Raw genomic sequence first — 19,929 nt, forward strand, 5'->3', positions numbered from 1 at the left:
GCAATGTCGCGCTCGGCCGGCCGGCGACCGCGTCCTCCGTGGAGAGCGCCGGCACCCCGGCGGGCGCGGCGGTGGACGGCAACGCCGGCACCCGGTGGGCCAGCGCGTTCAGCGACCCGCAATGGCTCCAGGTCGATCTCGGGGCCGGCGCGACGATCTCCCAGGTGGTGCTGAACTGGGAGGCGGCCTACGCCACCGCGTTCCAGATCCAGGTCTCCGCCGACGCCGCGACCTGGACCACCGTCTACAGCACCAGCACCGGATCCGGCGGCAACCAGACATTGGCCGTCGCCGGAAGCGGCCGCTACGTGCGGCTGCTCGGCACCGCGCGGGCCACCGGCTACGGCTATTCCCTGTGGGAGTTCGGCATCGTCGGCGAGTTCGCCCAGGCCGGCTGCGGCGCCGGCAATGTCGCGCTCGGCCGGCCGGCGACCGCGTCCTCCGTGGAGAGCGCCGGCACCCCGGCGGGCGCGGCGGTGGACGGCAATGCCGGCACCCGGTGGGCCAGCGTGTTCAGCGACCCGCAATGGCTCCAGGTGGACCTCGGCGCGCCGGCAGCCGTCTGCCAGGTGGTGATCAACTGGGAAGCCGCCTACGCCACCGCGTTCCAGGTCCAACTCTCCGCCGATGCGGTGAACTGGACCACGATCTACAGCAGTACCAACGGAACCGGCGGCAACCAGACCCTGGCCGTCAGCGGCTCCGGCCGCTACGTGCGATTGCTCGGAACGGCCCGGGCGACGGGCTTCGGTTACTCCGTCTGGGAGTTCGGGGTCTACGGCACCGGTGGCGGCGGCGGTGGCCCGGCCGATCCGGTCATCTCGGCGTTCCAGCCGGTCTCGGCCTCGTCGTGGGAGGGTGGCAACGCGCCCGGCGCCGCGCTGGACGGCCGCACCACCACCCGGTGGAGCAGTCTGCCCGGCGATCCACAGTGGATCCAGGTCGACCTGGGCGGCCCGGCGACGGTCACCGGGGTGGTGCTGAACTGGGAAGCCGCCTACGGCACCGGATATCGCATCGAGGTGTCCGCCGACGCGACGAACTGGACCACGATCCACAGCACCACGACCGGCCGGGGCGGCGTGGAGAACCTCGCCGTTCGCGGAACCGGCCGCTACGTCAGGATGTTCGGCACCGCTCGAGCCACCGGGTACGGATACTCGTTGTGGGAGTTCGAGATCCACGGAACGGTGGATGTTTCCACGGTTACCCCGCCGATGCTGTCCGGCCCGACCCGCCCGCCGGCCGCCACCGGCCAGTTCGCCCTCGCCGCGCCCGCCGACGGTGCGATGGTCACCAGCACCCGGCGGCCGGCGCTGTCCTGGGCCGCCGTGCCGGGCGCGGTGCGCTACCAGGTGTGGATCAACATCAGCCGCACCGACTACGACTTCGCCGCGTCCGGCAACCTGATCGACCTCTACACCAAGGTGGCCGAACCGACCGGCACCGGCTACACACCCAGTTGGGACCTGCCGGACCGGTGGACCTACAAGTGGTTCGTCGTCGCGGTCGCCGGATCCGGCGCCACCACCACGTCGAACATCCGGAGCTTCAGCGTGTACCTGCCGGTGCTGGAAACCGTCGCCGACGGGATCGGGATCGTCGCCGGCAGCCGGGATCTCAACCGCAGCGGCACGATCGAGCCGTACGAGGACTGGCGGCTGCCGGTGGAGACCCGGGTGAGCGACCTGCTCGGCCGGATGACGTTGCCGGAGAAGGCCTACCAGATGTTCTACAACGCCCAGGCCTTCCCGCAGTCCGGCTGGCACTTCGGCCCCGCCCAGGCGCCGGACCTGCACAGCTTCCTGCTGGCGGCGGCCGGAACCCGGCTCGGCATCCCGTTCGTGTCGGCCGGCGACACCATCCACGGCTACCAGACCACCTACCCGACGCAGAGCGCGCTGGCCGCCGCCCGGGACTACGCGCTGGACTACCGGCTGGGCGACCTGCAACGCCGGGAACAGCTGGCGGTGGGCACCCGCGGGGTGCTCGGACCGCTCGCCGAGGTCGGCACCAAGGTGCTCTACCCGCGGATCCAGGAGGGCAACGGGGAAAGCGCGGACGTGGCCGCGGCCCAGGTGCGCGCGCTGGTGGCCGGGTTGCAGGGCGGGCCGGAGCTGAACCCGACGTCCGTGCTGGCGACCGTGAAGCACTGGCCGGGTGAGGGCGCCGGCGGCGAGGCGCTGATCACCTACGACGCGGTGACCATCAAGTACCACATGATCCCGTTCCGGGCGGCGATGGAAGCCGGCGCGGTCAACATCATGCCCGGCTACGCCGGCAGTTCCTTCCTCGACCCGGGTGGCCCCGGGGCGGGCGACAGCGCGCGGATTCTGGCCTACCTGCGGCAGAATCTCGGCTACACCGGGTTGATCACCACCGACTGGCTGCCGAGCGGGTCGTGGGTGGGCGCGGCCAACGCGGGCTCCGACGTGATGGGCGGAGCCGACCCGGGTGCGCCGGGGTTCTCGCTCGGCACGTTCACCGCGAGCGTTCCGGCTGCCCGGATCGATGACGCGGTGCGCCGGGTGCTGCGGCTGAAGTTCCGGTTGGGATTGTTCGACAATCCTTACGGGGACCCGGTGAACGGTCCGTACCGGATGCATACGCCGGCGTATGTGGGACTGGCCAACCAGGCCGCCCGGGAAGCCATAACCCTGCTGAAGAATGACGGCACGCTGCCGGTGCGGCTGGCGCGGGGCGACAACATCGTGGTGGCCGGGCCGCGGGCCACCGACGGCAACGCGTGCTGTATCTGGACCAGCTTCTTCCACCAGGAGTACGGGTCGAAGACCATCCTCGACGCGATCCGGGACCGGGCGGCCACAGCGGGAGTCAACGTGTTCGCCGGCAGCGGCCCGTCGCCCCGGCTGGCCGTGGTGGCCGTCGGCGAGGCCTCCTACACGCACGGGACGAACTGGGTGAAGGAGCAGCCGTACCTGCCGCCCGATCAGCTCGCGCTCATCCAGGGATTCCGCAACCAGGGGATTCCCGTTGTGGTGCTGCTGGTTCTGCCGCGCCCGTACGTGATCACCGAGTGGAACGGCCTGGCGAACGCGATCGTGGTCACCTACCGCGCAGGCGAGGAGTTGGGACCGGCTGTGGCGAGCCTGCTCTTCGGGGACTACACCCCGCGCGGCCGGCTGCCCTGGCAGCTGCCCCGGAGTCTGGACCAGGTGCTGCGGCCCGGCGGTTCGGACGTCCCGGCCGATCAGGTGGAACGCTGGGACCTGCCGTACGACCTCGGCGCCACCGACGCCGAACGCGCCGACATCCGGGCCCGGATCGACGCCGGCCAACCGGTGCCGTCCACCTACGGCAACCCGCTCTATCCCTTCGGCGCCGGCCTTCAGGGCTGGCGATAGGTCCGCGCACCGCCGGTAGGTTCGGCGCATGCTCAACGACAGTGAGGTCTCGGCCCGGTTGCCGGCACAGGACCTGGCCCGGGCACGCGCCTTCTACGCGGACAAGCTCGGGCTGGAACCGGTGGAGGAGCGCCCCGGCGGGCTGCTCTACCGGTGTGGCGGCGGCTCGTTCGCGCTGTACGAGACGGTCAACCGGCCATCCGGCCAGCACACCCAGCTGAGCTGGATGGTCGCCGACATCGCCGCGACCGTCGACCGCCTGCGCGGCCGGGGCGTGGTGTTCGAGGAGGTCGACCTGCCCGGTCTGCGCACCGTCGACGGCATCGCCGAGGTCGCCGGTCAGTACCCCTCCCTGGGCACCGGCGAACGCGCCGCCTGGTTCCGCGACAGCGAAGGCAACCTCCTCGGTCTCGGCCAACCGGTCTGACCGACGGTGCCGGTTCGGATGCCCTGAACTTCGAGTGTCGCAGCTGGGCGTCGCGACCTACGCTGCTCCCCGTCGGGCTACGTGGTTCAGCGTGGGAGTTGGCAGCCGGGGCGGGTGAGGTCCAGGCGGCTCTGGGTGGTGAAGCAGGGGGCGATGTAGTACGTCTCCTGGGCGTAGCCGATGTTCTGGTGGATGGAGACGGCGCCGTTCTGGGTTACCTCGCACGGGTTGTCCAGGGTGCAGCGTTGGCCCTGTTCGTTGAGGGTGTTGTTGACGCCGACGACCTGGCTGGTGTTGGTGTCGAGCACCGGGGAGCCGGAGGTGCCGGGGATGGTGTGGCACGCCGAGGTGTAGCGGATCGAGTCCAGCCAGGTCCAGCGGTCCTCGCGGAGCCGGAAGGCGAAGGTGTCGATGTTGCACGGGTAGATCGCGCGGTGGAAGCCGGACACCACGCGGATGCTCTGGCCGGCGGTCGGGTGTGCGGTGGACAGGGTCAGGGCGGTGGTGCCGAACTGCGACTGCAACTGGCCGTAGGTGATGGTGAGCCGGAAGATCGACACGTCGGTGTTGGTCATGGTGGCGTAGAGCAGCCGGTTGGCCTGCAACGTGCCGAGGCTGCCGGTGCCACTGGAGTTCAGCAGGGTGAAGCGACGGGTGTCCTGCCGGTTCTGCCGCACCTCGCCGGCGGCCATCAGCGCGACGCAGTGGCCGTTGGACATCACCAGGGCGGGATCGGTGGATGCGGCGCTGGGGGTCCGCACGACCGCGCCGGAACAGTTGCTCAGGGCGACGATTCCGTGGAAGTCGACCGCGGCGATGGTGGGCGCCGGCGCGGGTGCCGCGGTGGCGGCCGGTGTGGCGCCGAAGGCGAGAGCGGCCACGGCACCGGCGAGTACGAGCACCCGGGCCAGCCGACCGGTGGGACTTGTGGTCACGGTGGGGTCCTTTCGTTGACCTGATGGGGTCCCCATGAAGCGTGGAACCCACCGTGGCGGAGCCGACACGGCCGGAAGTAGCACGACACACCTAGGTGCTACTCGCGAATCCCCCGCATCAGCAACAGAATCGAGTCGCGCACCTCGGCCAGGCCGCGCTCGGGCGTGAACACCTGCCAGTCCATGGCCACCACCACGACCGTGCCGAACAGCGCCCCCGCCGCCGTGCGCACGTCGACCTCCGGCGGCAGCCGGCCGAGGTCGGCCAGCCGCCGAAGCTGCGCCCGCATGATCGAGGTGATCTCGTCGCGCAGCAGGTTCAGGGTCTTGTGCCACTGACCGGGTGTCCGCCACAGTTCGCTGACCAGCAACTGCCCGAACGCGGGGTACTCGGCGAAGAACTCGAGCGCTCCGCCCACCAACCGGGCCAGGATGTCGTCGGCGTCGGTCGCCCGCTCCGCGGCCCGCAGCCGCTCGGCGAACAGTTCGAGCCCGAAGCGCAGCAGCGCGTCGATCAACCCGTCCTTGCTGCCGAAGTTGTAGTAGACCGTGCCCTTGGCCACCCCGGCTTCGGCCGCGATGTCGTCCACCGTCAGGCTGGCCATTCCTTTGCTGGCCACCAGGTTCAGCGTGGCGATGAACAGCTTCTGTTTGGTGGCACCGGTTCGGGCCGGCCGGGTGCTCACAGCACCAGCTCCGGTCGCAGCCGGGCCGGGGTCCACATCCGGCGCCGGCGGGCGGCCAGGGTGGTGAGCAGCAGACCGCCGGCCAGATATGCCAGGAGCACCAGGGCATCGAGGCCCACCCCGGTCGGCGGGCCACCGTAGAGCAGATGCCGCATCCCGTGCACCACGTAACCCATCGGCAGCCCGGCGTGCAGCGGGTAGAGCGGTTCCGGCAGGGTCTGCCAGGGGAAGGTGCCGCCGGCGCTGATCAGCTGCAGGATCAGCATCAGCAGCGCGAGGAACTTCCCGGCCGGCCCGAAGAACGCGTTCAGCGCGTGCACGACGGCGACGAACGTCAGCGAGGTCAGCGCGAGGAAACCGAACGCGGCCAACGGATGCGCCGGGTGGATGCCGACAACGGTGGTCACGACGGTGAACAGTACGGTCACCTGGGCCAGACCCAGCAGCGCCGCCGGCAGCCAGCCGGCCAGCGCGGTGCGCAGCCCGGACCCGCCGGCCGCGAGCGCGCGGCTGGACAGCGGGCGCAGCACCAGGAACAGCACGAACGCGCCGATCCAGGTGGCCAGGCCGAGGAAGAACGGAGCCAGACCCGCGCCGTAGCTGCCGGCCCGCGCGTCGGCCACCGAGCTGATCGCCAGCGGGTCGCCGATGGTGCGCGCGGTGGCGTCCCTGGTCGCCTCGTCCGGGTGCGGGATCTGGTCGAGGCCGCTGGTCAGGCCGTCCCGCAGCTGGACCGTTCCGCCGGCGAGGTCGTTCGCACCGGCCACCGCCGCGCGCTCGCCGTCCCGGAGCCGGACCGCGCCCGCGTTGAGCTCGCCGGCGCCGGCGGCGGCCCGGGCGGCTCCCCCGGCGAGTGCGGGCGCGGCGGCGGCAAGCCGGTCCGCCCCGGTCGTCACCTGGCGCGCGCCGGCGGCGAGTGCGCCCAACTGGCCGGCGGCCTCGTGCAGGGTGGTGTTGGCCGACTCGACCGGTGCGCGCAGCCGGCGCAGCTCGCCGAGCACCTGGCCGGTCTGCTCGTCGGTCAGCCCGGCCTGGCGCAGCGCGGCCGCGGCGCGGGCGTCCAGGGTGTCCAGGCTGTCGACGAAACCCTGTGCGGTGCCGGCGAACTCGGCCGCGGTGCGGCTGGCCCGCTCGGCGCCGTCGGCGACCTGACGCGCGCCGCCGGCCAGCCGGCTGGTCTGGGCGGGCAGGTCCTTCGTGTTGTCCCGCATGGTGTTCAGCCCACTGCTCAGGCTGGCGGCGCCACCGCTGAGCCGCTCAACGCCGTCCAGCAACGCCTGCTGCGCCGTGGCCAGCCGGCCGGCGCCGTCGGCGACCTGGGTGGCGCCGGCGGCGGCCTGGCTGGTGCGGTCGTAGATCGAGCCGAACCCGACCAGGAACTTGTTCGCCGCCTCGGTTCCGACCTCGGCGCCGACGGAGGCACGCACCTCGCCGACCACCCGGTCGGCCATCGTCCCGGCGAGATAGTTGTTGGCGTCGTTGGTGGTCAGCGTGATCAGACCCTGCCGGGGAGCGAAGTCCGCCGCGGACGACAGGGCCGCGGAGAAGTCCGGCGGCAGGGTGAGGGCGAAGGTGTACCGGCCGTCCCGGACACCGGCGTCGGCGTCCCGCTGATCGACCTGGTGCCACTGGAAGGCGCCGGAGGAGCGCAGATGCTCGGCCACCTTCGCCGCGCTGTCCCCGTTGTCCAGCACGACGAGTGCGGCGGGCACCCGGTCGAGGCGTTGGTACGGGTCGCTGTTGGCGTAGAGATACAGCGCACCGTAGAGCAGCGGCACCAGAACCAGGGCCAGCACGGCGAGTCTGGGCAGCCGGCCGGCGGTGATCCGGCGCAGCTCGATCTTGGCCAGGCGAAGGACGTTCACGGTTCTCCCACGGTGAGCGGCGCCGGTTGCTCGAGTTGGCCCAGCCGGGCGGGCCGGACCGCGAGCAGCCGCGCGGAACTTGTCGAGGACAGCACCACCACGGCGTGGCCACGTTCGGCGTGGCGCAGCGCGAGCGGCCACCACGCCTCGGTGTTGCCGGTGTGCCGGTCCGGGCTGTGCAGTACCAGCAACCGGTTTCCCGGCCGGGCCGCGGCCAGTTCGGTGAGGAGCCGGATGCGCATGGCCGGCGGCAGGTCGTCCAGCCGGTCGCGGGCGTGCCGGTCGGCCCGCCGGTCGGTCAGCCACGCGCGGGCCCGCCGCCTGCTCGCCCGGCCACCGGCCAGCGCCAGTTCCTCGGCGACCACGTCGGCCAGCCGGAGGTTGCCGTCCGGTTCGGTCACGCCCGGGGCGTCGACGAGCGCGCTGAGCGCGCGCAGCGCACCGGCGTCGGTCCGGCCGCCCACCGTCACCGTGCCGGCCGATGGCCGCAGCCGGCCGGTCAGGGCCAGGCCGAGCGCGGTGTGCCCGGAGCCCGGTTCGCCCCGCACGAGGGCCACCTGACCTGGGGAAACTCCCAGTGACGTGGCCGGCAGTAGCGGGCCACGCGGCCCGTCGACGGCCACCCGCTCGGCTTCGATCCGCACAATGCGCTCCTTTGAACTGACTGGTCAGTACAAATACTCCCCCACGCGCTCGGACCTGGCCACGTGACGTTGCGGACACCGGAACGGGTGACGCGTTTCCCACCTGATTGCCGCTTGTGGCCCCGCCCGGGCAAAGCGGACCATCGAGGCACGAAACCACCTCCGGCGCCGCCATCCGCGGCGCTGCCCTGCAGGAGGCTCCGCGTGAACCGCAAACCCTTCTCGCTCCTGGCCGGTGTGATCCTGGCCTTCGCCACCGCCCTGTCCGTCAGTCCCGTGCCGGCGACCGGCGCCGCACCGCAGCCCGGGTCGTCCGAAGCCGCCGAGTACCGCGTGGACGGCGTCAAGACCCGCGCGCAACGCACCGCGATCGCGGCGACCGGCGCCTCGGTCGACTCCGCCGAGCACGGCGGGCTGAACATCACCGCCACCCCCGAGGAGGTCCGGCGCATCCAGGCGCTCGGCTTCTCGGTGCAGCGGCAGGAACTCACCGCGCCGCCCGGCACCGCCGACGTCACCCCGCTGGACTTCCCGTCCGCCGACTCGCGCTACCACAACTACGCGGAGATGACCGCGGAGATCAACCAGGTGATCGCGGCCAACCCGGCGCTGATCAGCAAGCGGGTCATCGGCCGGTCCTTCCAGAACCGCGAGATCTGGGCGTTGAAGGTCTCCGACAACGTGGCCACCGACGAGAACGAGCCCGAGGTGCTGTTCACCGCGCACCAGCACGCCCGCGAGCACCTCACCGTGGAGATGGCGCTCTACCTGGTCCATCAGTTGGTGGAGAGCACCGACAGCCAGGTCCGCAACCTGGTCAACAGCCGCGAGATCTGGATCGTGCCGGACGTCAACCCGGACGGCGGCGAGTACGACATCGCCACCGGCTCCTACCGGTCCTGGCGCAAGAACCGCCAGCCGAACACCGGATCGTCCAACGTGGGCACCGATCTCAACCGCAACTGGAACTACAACTGGGGCTGCTGCGGCGGATCGTCCGGCAGCACCAGCAGCGCCACCTACCGCGGCGCCGCCGCCGAGTCCGCGCCCGAGGTGCGCGTGGTCGCCGACTTCGCCCGGTCCCGAGTGGTCGGCGGCGTGCAGCAACTCAAGACGCACATCGACTTCCACACCTACGGCGAGCTGATCCTGTGGCCGTACGGCTTCACGTTCAACGACCTCGCGCCCGGGCTGAGCCAGGCCGAGCGGGACACGCACGCCCGGCTGGGCCAGATGATGGCGCAGACCAACGGCTACACCCCGCAGCAGTCCTCGGACCTCTACATCACCGACGGCACGATCGGCGACTGGCTGTGGGGCAACCAGCGGATCTACTCCTACACCTTCGAGATGTACCCGGTCAGCGGTGGCGGCGGCTTCTACCCGCCCGACGAGGTGATCGCGCGCGAGGTCAGCCGCAACCGCGCCGCGGTGCTGATGCTGCTCGACTTCTCCGACTGCCCGCGCCGGGTCATCGGCCAGACCTGCTAGCTCATCAGGGTCATTGGCGGCGGAGCACCAGCGTGACGAAGCCGAGCACGCCCCGGTAACCACCGAGCCAGCCGGCGCGGTGCTCCGCCGAGACCCCGAGCACCTGCTCGCGGTCGGGATGATCGGGATGGTCCAGTGCCCACCGGGCAAGGGATCCGGTCCAGCACCACTCGTACTCGTCCCACTCCGCCAGGGTGCTGACGTGTCCGTACACCGGGGTCCAGCCGTGCTCGGCCACGCGCGCGACGGTGGTGGCGAGGTCGGCGTAGCGCTGCGGGCCGTCCTCCAGGTCCGCACGCACCACCGGATCCGGTTCCTGCTCCCAGAACGCGTCGCCCAGCACGACCGCGCCGTCCGGAGCCAGGTGGCCCCGGGCGGCGTCCAGCACCGCCAACAGCTCACCGAAGGCGTGGGCCGCGCCCACGCACAGCACCACGTCGGCCGGCCGGTCCGGCCGAAACGCCGTGACGTCCTGCTGGCACAGCTCGATCCGTTCGGCCACGCCGGCCGCCGCTGCCGCCGCGCGGGCCCGCCCGAGGCTGGGGCCGCTGACGTCGACCCCGACCGCGGTGGCCTCCGGGTGGGCCCGCAGCGCCCGCAGCAACCAGGCGCCCGCGCCGCAGCCGAGGTCGAGCAGCCGGGCGTCGCGCCGGCGGATGGCCGCGGCGAGCAGCCGGTCGACCGCGCCCTCGGCCAGTGGCGCGGCCACCGGATGGTCCGCGTGCGCCAGCGCGCTGATCTCCTGCCGGTCCATGTGCGTTGTCTAGCACGTCAGCCGACGGCGAGCAGGGCCTGCATCGGAAAATGGTCGGAGGGTAGCTGGCCGTCGCGGGCGAACGGGTTGATCGCCGCGGCGGCGACCGTGACCGGGCCGCGGGTGAGGATCCAGTCGATCCGCGGGCCGCCGACGACGGGCGGCTGGTAGCCGTGCCAGGTCGCGTACGCGGGAGTGCGCCGGTCGGCCGCCGCGAGCCAGGCGTCGGAAAGTCCGGCGCCGGTCAGAATGTCGTACGGGGCCGAGCTCTGTGCCGGCGCGTTGAAGTCACCGGTGACCACCACCGGCAGGGCCGGCGTGATCGCGTTGATCCGGTCGCGGAGCAGTTCGGCGCTGCGCACCCGGGAGTACTCCGACTGATCGTCGAGATGGGTGTTGACGACGACGAACTCGGCGCCGGTCAGGTTGTCGGCGAACCGGACCGTGGTGACCATCCGCACGGACGCGTTGCCCCAGGTGTTCGAGCCCATCAGGTTCGGTGTGTCGGACAGCCAGAAGTGGTTGAACTCCAACGGAGTCAGCCGGTGCGCGTCGTAGAAGAGGGCCATGAACTCGTCGTGGCTGCCACCCGCCCGGCCCAGGCCGATCCAGTCGTAGTAGCCGGGCAGATCCTGCTCGATGTCCTGGAGCTGCCCGTACAACCCCTCCTGGGTGCCGAGCACGGTCGGCTGCTCGTCGCGGAGCAGCTCGGCGAGCACCGGACGCCGCTGTGCCCACGAGTTCGGCGGCGCCGCCGAGGCATAGCGCAGGTTGAACGACATCACGTGGAGCGCGTCGCTGCGCGCCGGACCGATCAACACGCCTTCACCCTGCCATTCGGCGTGCGCCGGAAGCGCAAGGGGGAGACCGGAACCGGTCAGCAACGCCACGACCAGACCGAGCGGCGCAACCGCCCGGCGGAGTGCACCACGCATCGGATCCTTCGCCACCCCTCGACGGCGCGCCCGGAGGCACCGGGCACCGGCTGACCGCTCCTCCACCGCGCATTCGGATCCGGACACGGCATGGATTGGTCGTGTTCGGCAGATTGTTTGCCCACCATCGGACGCATTCGGACACACCGGACGACGAGTACGCGAAGGATTGGCCGAAACCGATTGGGTGACCGGCGCGCGTGCTACCGTCCACTTTCCACCGCGACCTCGGGGAATAGGCGCGCAAACTCCGCTAGGAATGGACGACGACGTGCACCCAGAGGCGAAGCTGGCGCTCGTTGCGGAGCGGCTCAACCAGATGTACGGAACCTGGACGCTGCACGACGGCCCGGTGCTGCGCGGGCCCGGCGCGGTCACCGTGACGGTCGGCGAGGATCACACCGGCAGCCCCAACCATCTCGACCTGGACATGATCCTCAATACCGGCGACCCGAACCCGATCACGGTGCTGGACTGCTCGACCGGGGTGGCCGGCAACCCGGAGCACGCGATCCGGCAGGCGGTCGCGATGTGGAGCGAGACGACCGCGGCGACCGTGCTCGAACTGCTCACCCGGCGCGGCGATTTCGGCGACCACTACCGCGGCGCCGACCCCGGCGGCTTCCCCGGCTGGCACATGATCACCGGCGGGATCACCGGGCTGGGCCACAAGGACAACCCCACACTGTTGCAGCAGTGGATGGTGGAGTCCACGCCGTGGACAACACTGGCGCCGGTGCTCACCGCGGGGCTCGATCGCCCCCAGCTCAACGGGATCAAGTTCTTCATCGCCGCGGTCGGCGACTTCGAGACCGCCGAGGTGCGCATCAACGGCGAGATCCACGAGCCCTCCTCGGCGGCCCTGCTCGCCCTGGACTGGCCACGCCCCAACGAGTTCGCCAGCGCGCGCACCTTCATCCTCCTGGTGCACCCCGAATAGCGAACAGTGGAGGACCCCGGGCGCCGGCGCGGAGCGGCGGCGCCCGGGGTGGCTGTGCGCTACCTGACGGCGCGGGCCGGCAGGAGGGTGGCGAGCAGGTCCTCCGCCGCCGGCCAGGGGCCGTAGCCCGAGGCCGGGTTGAGGTGACCGACCGCTCCGGCGTCGACCAGCCGGCTGCCCCAGTCCCGGGCCAGTCCGGCGACGGTGTCGAACCCGGCCAGCGGGTCGTTCCGGCTGGCCGCCACGATGCTGGGGAACGGCAACCGTTCGCGCGGCACCGGTAGCCAGCCGTTGCGCGCCAGTTCCTCCGGCGTGGGATAGCCGTCCGGCAGGGGCACGTCCAGGTCCGGCGGGGTGGCCAGCAGCGCGCCGGCCACCGGCCGGTCGTGCCGCCGGGCCCAGTGCGCCGTGATGATCACCCCGGCGCTGTGCGCGACGAGCACCACCGGTCCGGTCACCCCGGTGATCACCCGGTCGAGCGCGGCCACCCGGGCCGGCAGGGAAAGCCGGTCATGTTCCAGCGGTGGGACGGTGCGGGTCCGGTCCAGCTTGTCGGCCAGCAACGTCTGCCAGTGCTCGGCGACGTGATCGCGCAGGCCGGGCACGAACACCACGGTCGGTTCGGGATGGGTCCTCTCGGCATTGAACACAGGTACTCCGATCAGTCCGGCTGACGCCGGGTCAGCTCGGCGAGCCGCCGCACGGCCGTGGGATAGCAGGCCCGGCCGACCAGCAGCGCGGCGATGGCACCCACGTAGACCAGCGGCGCGAGCCGCAGGGCGTTGTGCAGCCCCATCCGGTCGGCCAGCAGGCCGACCACGAACGGGCCGAGCGCGAGGCCGAGCAGGCTGTTGACCATCGTCAGCGTCCCGAAGCCGGTGGCCCGGATGCTCGGGTGCGTCAGGTTGGCGACCATGGCGGTCACCGGACCGGACGCCCCGGCCGAGAAGAACGCCCCGATTCCGATCAGGATGAGCTGCGGCTTACCCGGGTCGAGCCCGAAGCCCACGCCAAGGGCCACGGCCGCGACCAGGCCGTAGACGATCGCCGTGGTCCACTTGCGGACCTGCTTCTCCCGGCTGAGCCGGTCGGTGACGATGCCGCAGAGGACCATGCCCGCGCCGATGAGCAGGACGAAGATCGCGGCAGTGGCGCCGGCCTTGTCCGGCTTCATGCCGTAGGAGCGGTTGAGGAAGCTGGGCAGCCAGGCCAGCAACACGCCCGCGACGAACAGGTTCAGCGCGCTGCCGACGTAGGCGAGGTTGATCGAGGCGATCTTGAACAGGCTGGACAGCGGCGCCCGGTAGCCGGCCACCGTCGCGCCGACCGGGTCGGCGACCTGGTAGCCGTCCACCTTGCGCTGGCGGACGATCACCCCGAACAGCACGGCGAGGACCAGACCGAACACCGCCATGAAGACGAACGCCGCGCGCCAGCCGAGTTGCACGCCGATCACGCCGCCCAGCGCGACACCCAGCACCGAGCCGAACGAACCACCGGCCATGAACGCGCCGCTGAGCGAGGACCGCAGCCGGGGCGAGAACACGCTGAGCACGACCGCGATGCCGACGCTGCCGTACGCGGCCTCACCGACACCGACCAGGAAGCGTGCACCGAGCATCTGTCCATAGTTGACGGCCACGGCACACAGCAGGGTGGCCACGCTCCAGATGACCGCCATCAGCACCAGGCTCTTCACCCGGCCCCACCGGTCGGCCAGCAGTGACAGCGGGAAGGTGAGCAGGCCGACCATCAGCGCCACGACGCTGGACAGCGAGGCGAGTTTGGAGTCGGTCAACCCCCATTCGGACTTCAGCAGCGGGAACACCGCGTTGAGCACCTGCCGGGACATGTAGTCCGACAGCAACAGGCCGAAGGCGAGTGCGAACACGACCCACGGATAGATCTTTCGCCGTCCCGTCACGGGCGCTGATTCTCTCGCGAGATCATCGGCGGGCAGAGTTGGCACTGCCATGGACACTCCTTGGAAGGCTCGAACGAACGTCCCCTGTAGACCCCGTGCGGTCAGGCGTGGTGGGTGAACCCGACCTGACCGGGCTTGCGGTTGGGCGCGTAGCCCAGCTTGGCGAGCGTCTCGTCGGCGTCGGCGTAGGTCTCGCCGATCTTGTAGATCTCGAAGGCGTCCTTGCCGGTGGCCACCTCGCGGCCGAGCTCGTTCGCGATCCGGACCAGCTGCTCGACCTGCTGCACCGAGGTGAACTTCTGGCCCTTGCGGCCCCAGAGGGTGTCCTCGTTGCCGCACCGGGTGTGCAGGCCCATGGCGATGGCCATGGTGTTGATCGGCAGCACGCTGCGCATGAGGGTTTCCAGCGTGAGGACCGCGCCGTCCGGCACCCGCCGGATGAACTCCATCATGTTGTACGGGTTCGGGCCGTCGAACCCGCCGCCGATGCCGACCCAGGTCACGTTCAGCGGTCCGGTGTAGACACCGCGACGGATCAGCCGCTCGACGGTCTCCAGCTGCGCGGTGGTGGCGAGCTGGAAGTGCGGCTGGATCCCGCCCGCGGTCAGCCGGCGCAGGTGCTCGGCCACCCAGGCCGGGCCGGCCGGGACGTACATCTCCCGGTAGGCCTCGGCCAGCTCCGGCCGCTCCATCGAGGTGCCGGCGATGTCGTCCGGCGTCATCAACTCCATGATGTTCATCTGGCTGGTGTTGATGGCGATGGTCACCTGGTCGGGCGCCGGGTCCAGTGTGGTCAGCAGGTGCCGCGCCTCGTCGTCGAGCCACTTGGCCGACTCGCCCTCGTTCTCCGGGGCGAACGAGATCGAGCCGCCGATCTGCAGGATCATCTCCGGCACGGCCTCGCGCAGCCGGCCGAGCAGCTCGTTGAACTGGGACAGGCGCTTGGAGCCCTTGCCGTTCAGCTCACGCACGTGGATGTGCAACACGGTGGCGCCGGCGTTGAAGCAGTCGACCGCGGCCTGCACGTGCTGGTCCATGGTGACCGGCAGGTCCTCCGGGAAGTCGCCCGGCTCCCACTCCGGCCCGTACGGCGCGGCGGTGATGACCAGCTTCTCCTGGTTCTCCGGAAACAGTGCGTCGTCATGGAAATGCATTGATCGCTCCGATCGGGAAGGGGACTGTTCAGAAAGGACGGTCGCCGATGATCCCGGCGCGCTCCATCTTGCGGACGGCCGGCCAGTAGTCCTGGACCGCGTAGTGCTGCGTGGAGCGGTTGTCCCAGATCGCCACGCTGTTCCTGGTCCAGCGCCAGCGAACCTGGTACTCCGGCACGGCCGCCTGACGGATCAGGTAGTTCAGCAGTTCGCTGCCGCCGGGCGTGTAGTCGAAGCCGTAGCGAACCCGCTCCGGCGTGTGGAAGTTGGTGAGGTGCGTGGTGAAGGCGTTGACGAACAACACCTTCTCCCCGGTCTCCGGGTGGGTGCGCACCACCGGGTGCTCGGCGTCGGGGAACCGCTCGTGCAACTGGTGGCGCTGCTCGATCGGCATCGCCGCGCCGAAGCTCGCCTCGATGCTGTGCCGGGCCCGCAGCCCCTCGATCTGCTCCTTGATCTGCTCCGGCAGCTTCGCGTAGGCCTCGACCATGTTGACCCAGATGGTGTCGCCGCCGACCGTGGGCGTCTCGACGCAGCGCAGCACACAGCCCATCGGCGGCGCCTCGCGCCAGGTGGCGTCGCAGTGGTAGGCGTTCTCGTAGTGCTCGGCCGGGCTGTCCAGATCCTTGTAGATCCGGACCAGGCCCGGGTTCTCCGGGTCGCTGCCAGCCACCGGGTGGTCCTCGAGGTCACCGAACCGGCGGGCGAACGCCACGTGGTCGGCGCGGCTGAAGTCCTGGTCGCGCAGGAACAACACCTTGTACTCGAGCAGCAGCAGCTTCAGCTCGGCGAAGAGCACCTCGTCCCGGGCCACGTCGGCCAGGTCGACGTCGAACAGCTCCGCGCCGATGGAGCAGGTGAGCGGTTCGTACCGGATGGTCGGCGCCCCGGCGGGCGTCAACTCCTTCAGATCCATGGTGTTGGTCATGACGCACTCCTGTTCGGGTGGGGTCTAGAGGGAGAAGACCGAGGAGCCGATGCTGCGGCCCGCTTCGAGGTCGCGGTGCGCCCGCACGGCGTCGGCCAACTCGTACCGCTGGTTGATGTTGATCTTGATCCGGCCGGCCGCCACGTGACCGAACAGCTCGCCGGCGAGCTCCGCGCGCTCGGCCGGGTCGGCGATGTAGTCGGCCAGCGCCGGCCGGGTGACGAACAGCGAGCCGTTCACCACCAGTTGCATGGCGTCGATCGGCGGCACCGGGCCGGAGGCGGTGCCGAAGCAGACCAGCAGGCCGCGCCGGGCCAGCGACCTGAGCGAGGACTGGTAGGTGGTCGCGCCGATGCTGTCGAACACCACCGGAACCCCGGCGCCATCGGTGATCTCCCGGACCCGGGCCGCGACATCCTCCTGCCGGTAGCGCAGCACGTGGTCGCAGCCGTGTGCCCGGGCGATCTCGGCCTTCTCCTCAGTGGAGACCGTTCCGATCACGGTGATGCCGAGCAGCTTGGCCCACTGGGTGAGGATCAGCCCGACCCCGCCGGCGGCGGCGTGCAGCAGCACGGTGTCGCCCGCCTTGAGCGGGTGGATCCGGCGCAGCAGGTAGGCGGAGGTGAGCCCGCGCATGGTCATCGCGGCCGCGGTGTCGAACCCGATGCCGTCCGGCAGGGTGATCAGCGGTGCGGCCGGCATCACGCGCTCGGTGCTGTAGGCGCCCAGCGGGCTGCCGGTGTAGGTGACCCGGTCGCCTTCCCGCACGTGCGCCACGTCCGGGCCGACGGCCTCGACCACGCCCGCGGCCTCGACGCCCATGCCGGCCGGCAGCTCGGCCGGGTAGAGGCCGGTGCGGAAGTAGGTGTCGGCGAAGTTCAGCCCGACCGCCTCGTGCCGGATGCGAACCTGGCCCGGGCCGGGGTCACCGACCTCGACGGCTTCCCAGCGGAGTACCTCTGGGCCTCCGGTCTGGTGGTAACGAACGGCGTTTGCCACGGTCTTTCTCCATCCGGTCGTGACGTGTCCCACGGCTGTGATGACGACCACGGTAGGCACGGAAAAACTCGATCGCTTATCCTGAGGGGACACACGACTATTCATTCTGGGACAGCCGATCATGAAGAGCCTGGCCAGATATGCCGCGCTGAACAGCTATGTCGAGGTCAGCCAGGGCCTCGGGATCGACCCCGCCCGGCTGATGCGCGGCGTCGGCCTGGATCCCGCCGGCCTGGGCCTGCCGGACCGCTGGATCCCGGCCACGGCCATCGCCCGGCTGCTGGAACGGTCGGCGACCGTCTCCGGGCACCAGGACTTCGGCCTGCGGCTGGCCGAGCGCCGCCGGTTCGGCAACCTCGGCCCGCTGAGCCTGGTCATCCGCGAGGAACCGGACGTGCGCAGCGCGCTGAACCTGCTGATGCGCCACGAGAACATGTACAACCAGGCGCTGCGCACCCGGATGACCGTGCGCAACGGCCTGGCCACCGTGCGGCTGAACTTCGAGTTCGAGGAGCCGACCCCGGCCCGGCAGGCCATGGAACTGGCCGTCGGCGTGCTCTACCAGCTACTGCGCGGCTTCATCGGGCCGCTGTGGAAGCCGGTGTCGGTGTGCTTCGCCCACGCCGCACCGGACAGCGACGCCACCCACCGCAAGCTGTTCGGCCCGACGGTGAAGTTCGGCCACGAGTTCAACGGGATCGTCTGCTACGCCACCGACCTCGACGCTCCCAACCAGATGGCCGACCCGCAGCTGCGCACCTACGCGCACCGGCTCTTCGGCCCGCTGGGCCCGGGCCGCGAGGTGACCACGCTGGACCGGGTCCGGGAGCTGATCGAACTGCTGCTGCCCACCGGCCGGTGCTCGGTCGAGCAGGTCGCCCGCAGCCTCGGCGTGGACCGCCGCACCGTGCACCGCCACCTCACCGCGGCCGGCGAGACGTTCTCCTCGGTGCTGGGCAGCGCCCGGGCGGACCTGGCCCGGCATCTGGTCGGCAGCGGGCGCTACTCCCTGACCGAGGTCGCCGAGCTGCTGTCCTTCTCCTCGCCGAGCAACTTCTCCCGGTGGTTCCGTGGCGAGTTCGGCTCGACCCCCAGCAGGTGGCGTGCCGAACAGGCCGCGTCAACCGAGCAGGAGCAGAGCGCCGAGCGCGGTGCACCCGACGAGGAGCGTGGACAGCAGCCCGAGCAGCAGGGCGCGCGGCCCGGTGGCGAGCAGGGCCCGCAACCGCACCGAGCTACCCAGACCGAACAGCGCGCCGGCTAGCAGCACCGTGGTCACCGTGCGGGCCAGGCCCAGCGCGGCGTCCGGGAGCAGACCGGTGGTGCGCACCGCCGCGGCCGCCAGGAAACCCAGCACGAACAGCGGAACCAGCGGCGGGCGGGCGCCCTCCGGGCCGTCGTGCGCCCGCCGCTCCCGCAGGCTCATGCCGGTCACGATCGGTGCGAGCAGCACGACCCGGCCCAGCTTGACCACCGCGGCCACCGCTACCGCCGCGGCTCCCGCCGGCGCGGCCGCGGCCACCACCTGGGCCACCTCGTGCACGGCCAGCCCGGCCCAGCGGCCGACCAGCAGATCGTCCAGCCCGAGCCAGGACCCGGCCAGCGGGACCGCGAAGATCGCCAGACTGCCGTACAGCGTGACCAGCGCCACCGCCGTGGCGACCTCGGAGTCCTTGCGCCGCACCACACCCTCCATCGCCGCGATGGCCGACGCGCCGCAGATCGAGAACCCGGTCGCCACCAGGACGGTCAGCCCGCGCGGCAGCCGCAGCAGCCGGCCGAGGCCGAGCGTGCCCAGGAATCCCACCGCGACGGTGAGCACGATCGCGGCGATCGTCCCGGCGCCGAGACCGAGCAGTTCCGGCACGGCGAGCTGCAGGCCGAGCAGCACCACGCCGCAGCGCAGCAGGCTGCGGGTGGCGCGGCGCAGGCCGGGCCGGGCCGCGTCCGGCAGGATCGGCAGGTTGCCGGCCACGATGCCGAGCACGACCGCGGCGGTGAGCGCGCTCACCGCCGGGAACGCCTGGTTCACCAGATAGGCGGCCGCCACCCCGGTTGCGAGCACCGCGATCCCGGGCGACACCGTGTCGCGGGTTGGGGTGCTGGTCGTCATGACTCCACGATGGGGTTGCGCGGGCGTCGCGGGTAGCGGCGATTTCGCGCCACCTCATACCCTCTGGCTATGAGTCAGGTGCCGGACCTGGAGTCACTGCGCCTGCTGGTCCTCATCGGCGAGTGGGGCAGCCTCGGCAAGGCCGCCGCCGAACTGCACATCGCCCAGCCGTCGGCCAGCAAGCGACTGTCCACCCTGGAACGCCGGCTGGGCCTGGCGCTGGTGGACCGCACCCGCCGGGGCTCGACGCTGACCCCGGAGGGCAGCGTCGTCTGCGGCTGGGCACAGCGGGTGCTCGAGGAGGTCGACAGCCTGGTCACCGGCGCGGACGCGCTGCGCGCCCGGCGCCGCGCCGAGCTTCGGGTCGCGGCCAGCATGACCGTGGCCGAACACCTCGCCCCGGCCTGGATCGGCGAACTGCGCCGGGTCAACCCGGACCTCTACGTCGGACTGCAGGTGACCAACTCCGAGGCCGTCGGCGAGTTGGTGCGTGGCGGCGAGGTCGACGTCGGGTTCATCGAGTCGCCCACCGTCCCGAGTGGACTGTCCAGCCGCCGGGTCGGGTTCGACCGGTTGGTCGTCGTGGTCCCGCCCGGACACCGGTGGACCCGGCGCCGGCGGCCGGTGACCATCGCCGACCTGGGCGCCGTGCCGCTGGTGGTGCGCGAACGCGGCTCGGGCACCCGGGACACGCTGGACCGGGCGCTGCACCGGGCCGGAGCCCCGGCCGTGCTGCCGGTGGTCGAGCTCGGCTCGGTGGCGGCGATCC

General features: G+C 71.3%; 17 protein-coding genes and 1 pseudogene. 6 read left to right on the forward strand and 12 right to left on the reverse strand.

All coding sequences use genetic code 11. From position 1 onward, the window contains the following. Window positions 1-3,365: discoidin domain-containing protein (locus VFO68_RS10285; protein WP_325157980.1), on the forward strand; the 3,365-nt coding region annotated here is incomplete at its 5' end. A 28-nt stretch (window positions 3,366-3,393) separates the two neighbouring features. Next, a complete protein-coding gene (locus tag VFO68_RS10290) occupies window positions 3,394-3,792 on the forward strand; it encodes a VOC family protein (RefSeq protein ID WP_325157981.1) in 399 nt (132 codons plus the stop codon). An 86-nt stretch (window positions 3,793-3,878) separates the two neighbouring features. Here the strand turns inward: VFO68_RS10290 and VFO68_RS10295 are convergent, their stop codons facing one another. From VFO68_RS10295 to VFO68_RS10310, 4 genes are all read right to left on the reverse strand, one after another. Then, entirely contained in the window at window positions 3,879-4,727 is an 849-nt protein-coding gene (locus tag VFO68_RS10295) for a serine protease (protein WP_325157982.1), read from the reverse strand. Between the two features lie 98 nt (window positions 4,728-4,825). After that, window positions 4,826-5,413 (reverse strand): TetR/AcrR family transcriptional regulator, encoded by a 588-nt coding sequence (locus VFO68_RS10300; protein WP_325157983.1) that lies wholly within the window; start codon window positions 5,411-5,413, stop codon window positions 4,826-4,828. Further along, entirely contained in the window at window positions 5,410-7,278 is a 1,869-nt protein-coding gene (locus tag VFO68_RS10305; protein WP_325157984.1) for a YhgE/Pip family protein, read from the reverse strand. Before VFO68_RS10305 ends, VFO68_RS10300 begins: the two co-directional genes overlap by 4 nt. Then, window positions 7,275-7,922 carry an ABC transporter ATP-binding protein gene (locus tag VFO68_RS10310; protein ID WP_325157985.1) on the reverse strand — a complete coding sequence of 216 codons (648 nt, stop codon included), beginning with the start codon at window positions 7,920-7,922 and terminating at the stop codon, window positions 7,275-7,277. The genes VFO68_RS10305 and VFO68_RS10310 overlap by 4 nt, the downstream gene beginning before the upstream one ends. Before the next feature lie 204 nt (window positions 7,923-8,126). On the opposite strand from VFO68_RS10310, the gene VFO68_RS10315 reads away from it, so the two are divergent. Beyond that, window positions 8,127-9,413, forward strand: coding sequence for a M14 family metallopeptidase (locus VFO68_RS10315; protein WP_325157986.1), 1,287 nt, complete (start codon window positions 8,127-8,129; stop codon window positions 9,411-9,413). Window positions 9,414-9,423: 10 nt separating this feature from the next. Here VFO68_RS10315 and VFO68_RS10320 read toward each other — a convergent pair whose 3' ends face one another. Beyond that, window positions 9,424-10,167 (reverse strand): class I SAM-dependent methyltransferase, encoded by a 744-nt coding sequence (locus VFO68_RS10320; RefSeq protein ID WP_325157987.1) that lies wholly within the window; start codon window positions 10,165-10,167, stop codon window positions 9,424-9,426. Between the two features lie 17 nt (window positions 10,168-10,184). Further along, the gene (locus VFO68_RS10325) at window positions 10,185-11,102 is read right to left on the reverse strand and encodes an endonuclease/exonuclease/phosphatase family protein (protein WP_325157988.1); all 918 of its coding nucleotides are present in this window, start codon (window positions 11,100-11,102) and stop codon (window positions 10,185-10,187) included. Between the two features lie 271 nt (window positions 11,103-11,373). Here VFO68_RS10325 and VFO68_RS10330 point away from each other — a divergent pair, with 271 nt between their 5' ends. Next, window positions 11,374-12,042, forward strand: coding sequence for a DUF6348 family protein (locus VFO68_RS10330; RefSeq protein ID WP_325157989.1), 669 nt, complete (start codon window positions 11,374-11,376; stop codon window positions 12,040-12,042). A gap of 59 nt (window positions 12,043-12,101) precedes the next feature. Here VFO68_RS10330 and VFO68_RS10335 read toward each other — a convergent pair whose 3' ends face one another. From VFO68_RS10335 to VFO68_RS10355, 5 genes are all read right to left on the reverse strand, one after another. Continuing rightward, window positions 12,102-12,692, reverse strand: a complete 591-nt coding sequence (locus VFO68_RS10335) for an RBBP9/YdeN family alpha/beta hydrolase (RefSeq protein ID WP_325157990.1) — start codon at window positions 12,690-12,692, stop codon at window positions 12,102-12,104. 11 nt (window positions 12,693-12,703) lie between these two features. Further along, window positions 12,704-13,966, reverse strand: coding sequence for an MFS transporter (locus VFO68_RS10340; protein ID WP_325157991.1), 1,263 nt, complete (start codon window positions 13,964-13,966; stop codon window positions 12,704-12,706). Window positions 13,967-14,067: 101 nt separating this feature from the next. Then, window positions 14,068-15,120, reverse strand: coding sequence for a 3-keto-5-aminohexanoate cleavage protein (locus VFO68_RS10345; protein WP_325157992.1), 1,053 nt, complete (start codon window positions 15,118-15,120; stop codon window positions 14,068-14,070). Window positions 15,121-15,148: 28 nt separating this feature from the next. Beyond that, window positions 15,149-16,048 (reverse strand): TauD/TfdA dioxygenase family protein, encoded by a 900-nt coding sequence (locus VFO68_RS10350; protein ID WP_325157993.1) that lies wholly within the window; start codon window positions 16,046-16,048, stop codon window positions 15,149-15,151. A 24-nt stretch (window positions 16,049-16,072) separates the two neighbouring features. Next, window positions 16,073-17,047, reverse strand: a complete 975-nt coding sequence (locus tag VFO68_RS10355; RefSeq protein WP_325157994.1) for a quinone oxidoreductase — start codon at window positions 17,045-17,047, stop codon at window positions 16,073-16,075. A gap of 121 nt (window positions 17,048-17,168) precedes the next feature. Between VFO68_RS10355 and VFO68_RS10360 the strand changes: the two are divergent. After that, window positions 17,169-18,143, forward strand: a pseudogene (locus tag VFO68_RS10360) (AraC family transcriptional regulator); the annotation flags it as partial. Between the two features lie 24 nt (window positions 18,144-18,167). On the opposite strand, the gene VFO68_RS10365 reads toward VFO68_RS10360, so the two are convergent. Then, the gene (locus VFO68_RS10365; RefSeq protein WP_325157995.1) at window positions 18,168-19,160 is read right to left on the reverse strand and encodes a YeiH family protein; all 993 of its coding nucleotides are present in this window, start codon (window positions 19,158-19,160) and stop codon (window positions 18,168-18,170) included. Window positions 19,161-19,229: 69 nt separating this feature from the next. Between VFO68_RS10365 and VFO68_RS10370 the strand changes: the two genes are divergently transcribed. Next, window positions 19,230-19,929: LysR family transcriptional regulator (locus VFO68_RS10370; protein WP_325157996.1), on the forward strand; the 700-nt coding region annotated here is incomplete at its 3' end.

Origin of the sequence: Actinophytocola sp., assembly GCF_035712165.1 — a bacterium.
Lineage (GTDB): Bacteria > Actinomycetota > Actinomycetes > Mycobacteriales > Pseudonocardiaceae > DASYTH01.

Coding starts and splice junctions, on each gene's coding strand:
- VFO68_RS10365 (WP_325157995.1), bottom strand. CDS start 19,160: ATGACGACCAGCACCCCAACCCGCGACACGGTGTCGCCCGGGATCGCG.
- VFO68_RS10320 (WP_325157987.1), bottom strand. CDS start 10,167: ATGGACCGGCAGGAGATCAGCGCGCTGGCGCACGCGGACCATCCGGTG.
- VFO68_RS10350 (WP_325157993.1), bottom strand. CDS start 16,048: ATGACCAACACCATGGATCTGAAGGAGTTGACGCCCGCCGGGGCGCCG.
- VFO68_RS10290 (WP_325157981.1), top strand. CDS start 3,394: ATGCTCAACGACAGTGAGGTCTCGGCCCGGTTGCCGGCACAGGACCTG.
- VFO68_RS10325 (WP_325157988.1), bottom strand. CDS start 11,102: ATGCGTGGTGCACTCCGCCGGGCGGTTGCGCCGCTCGGTCTGGTCGTG.
- VFO68_RS10345 (WP_325157992.1), bottom strand. CDS start 15,120: ATGCATTTCCATGACGACGCACTGTTTCCGGAGAACCAGGAGAAGCTG.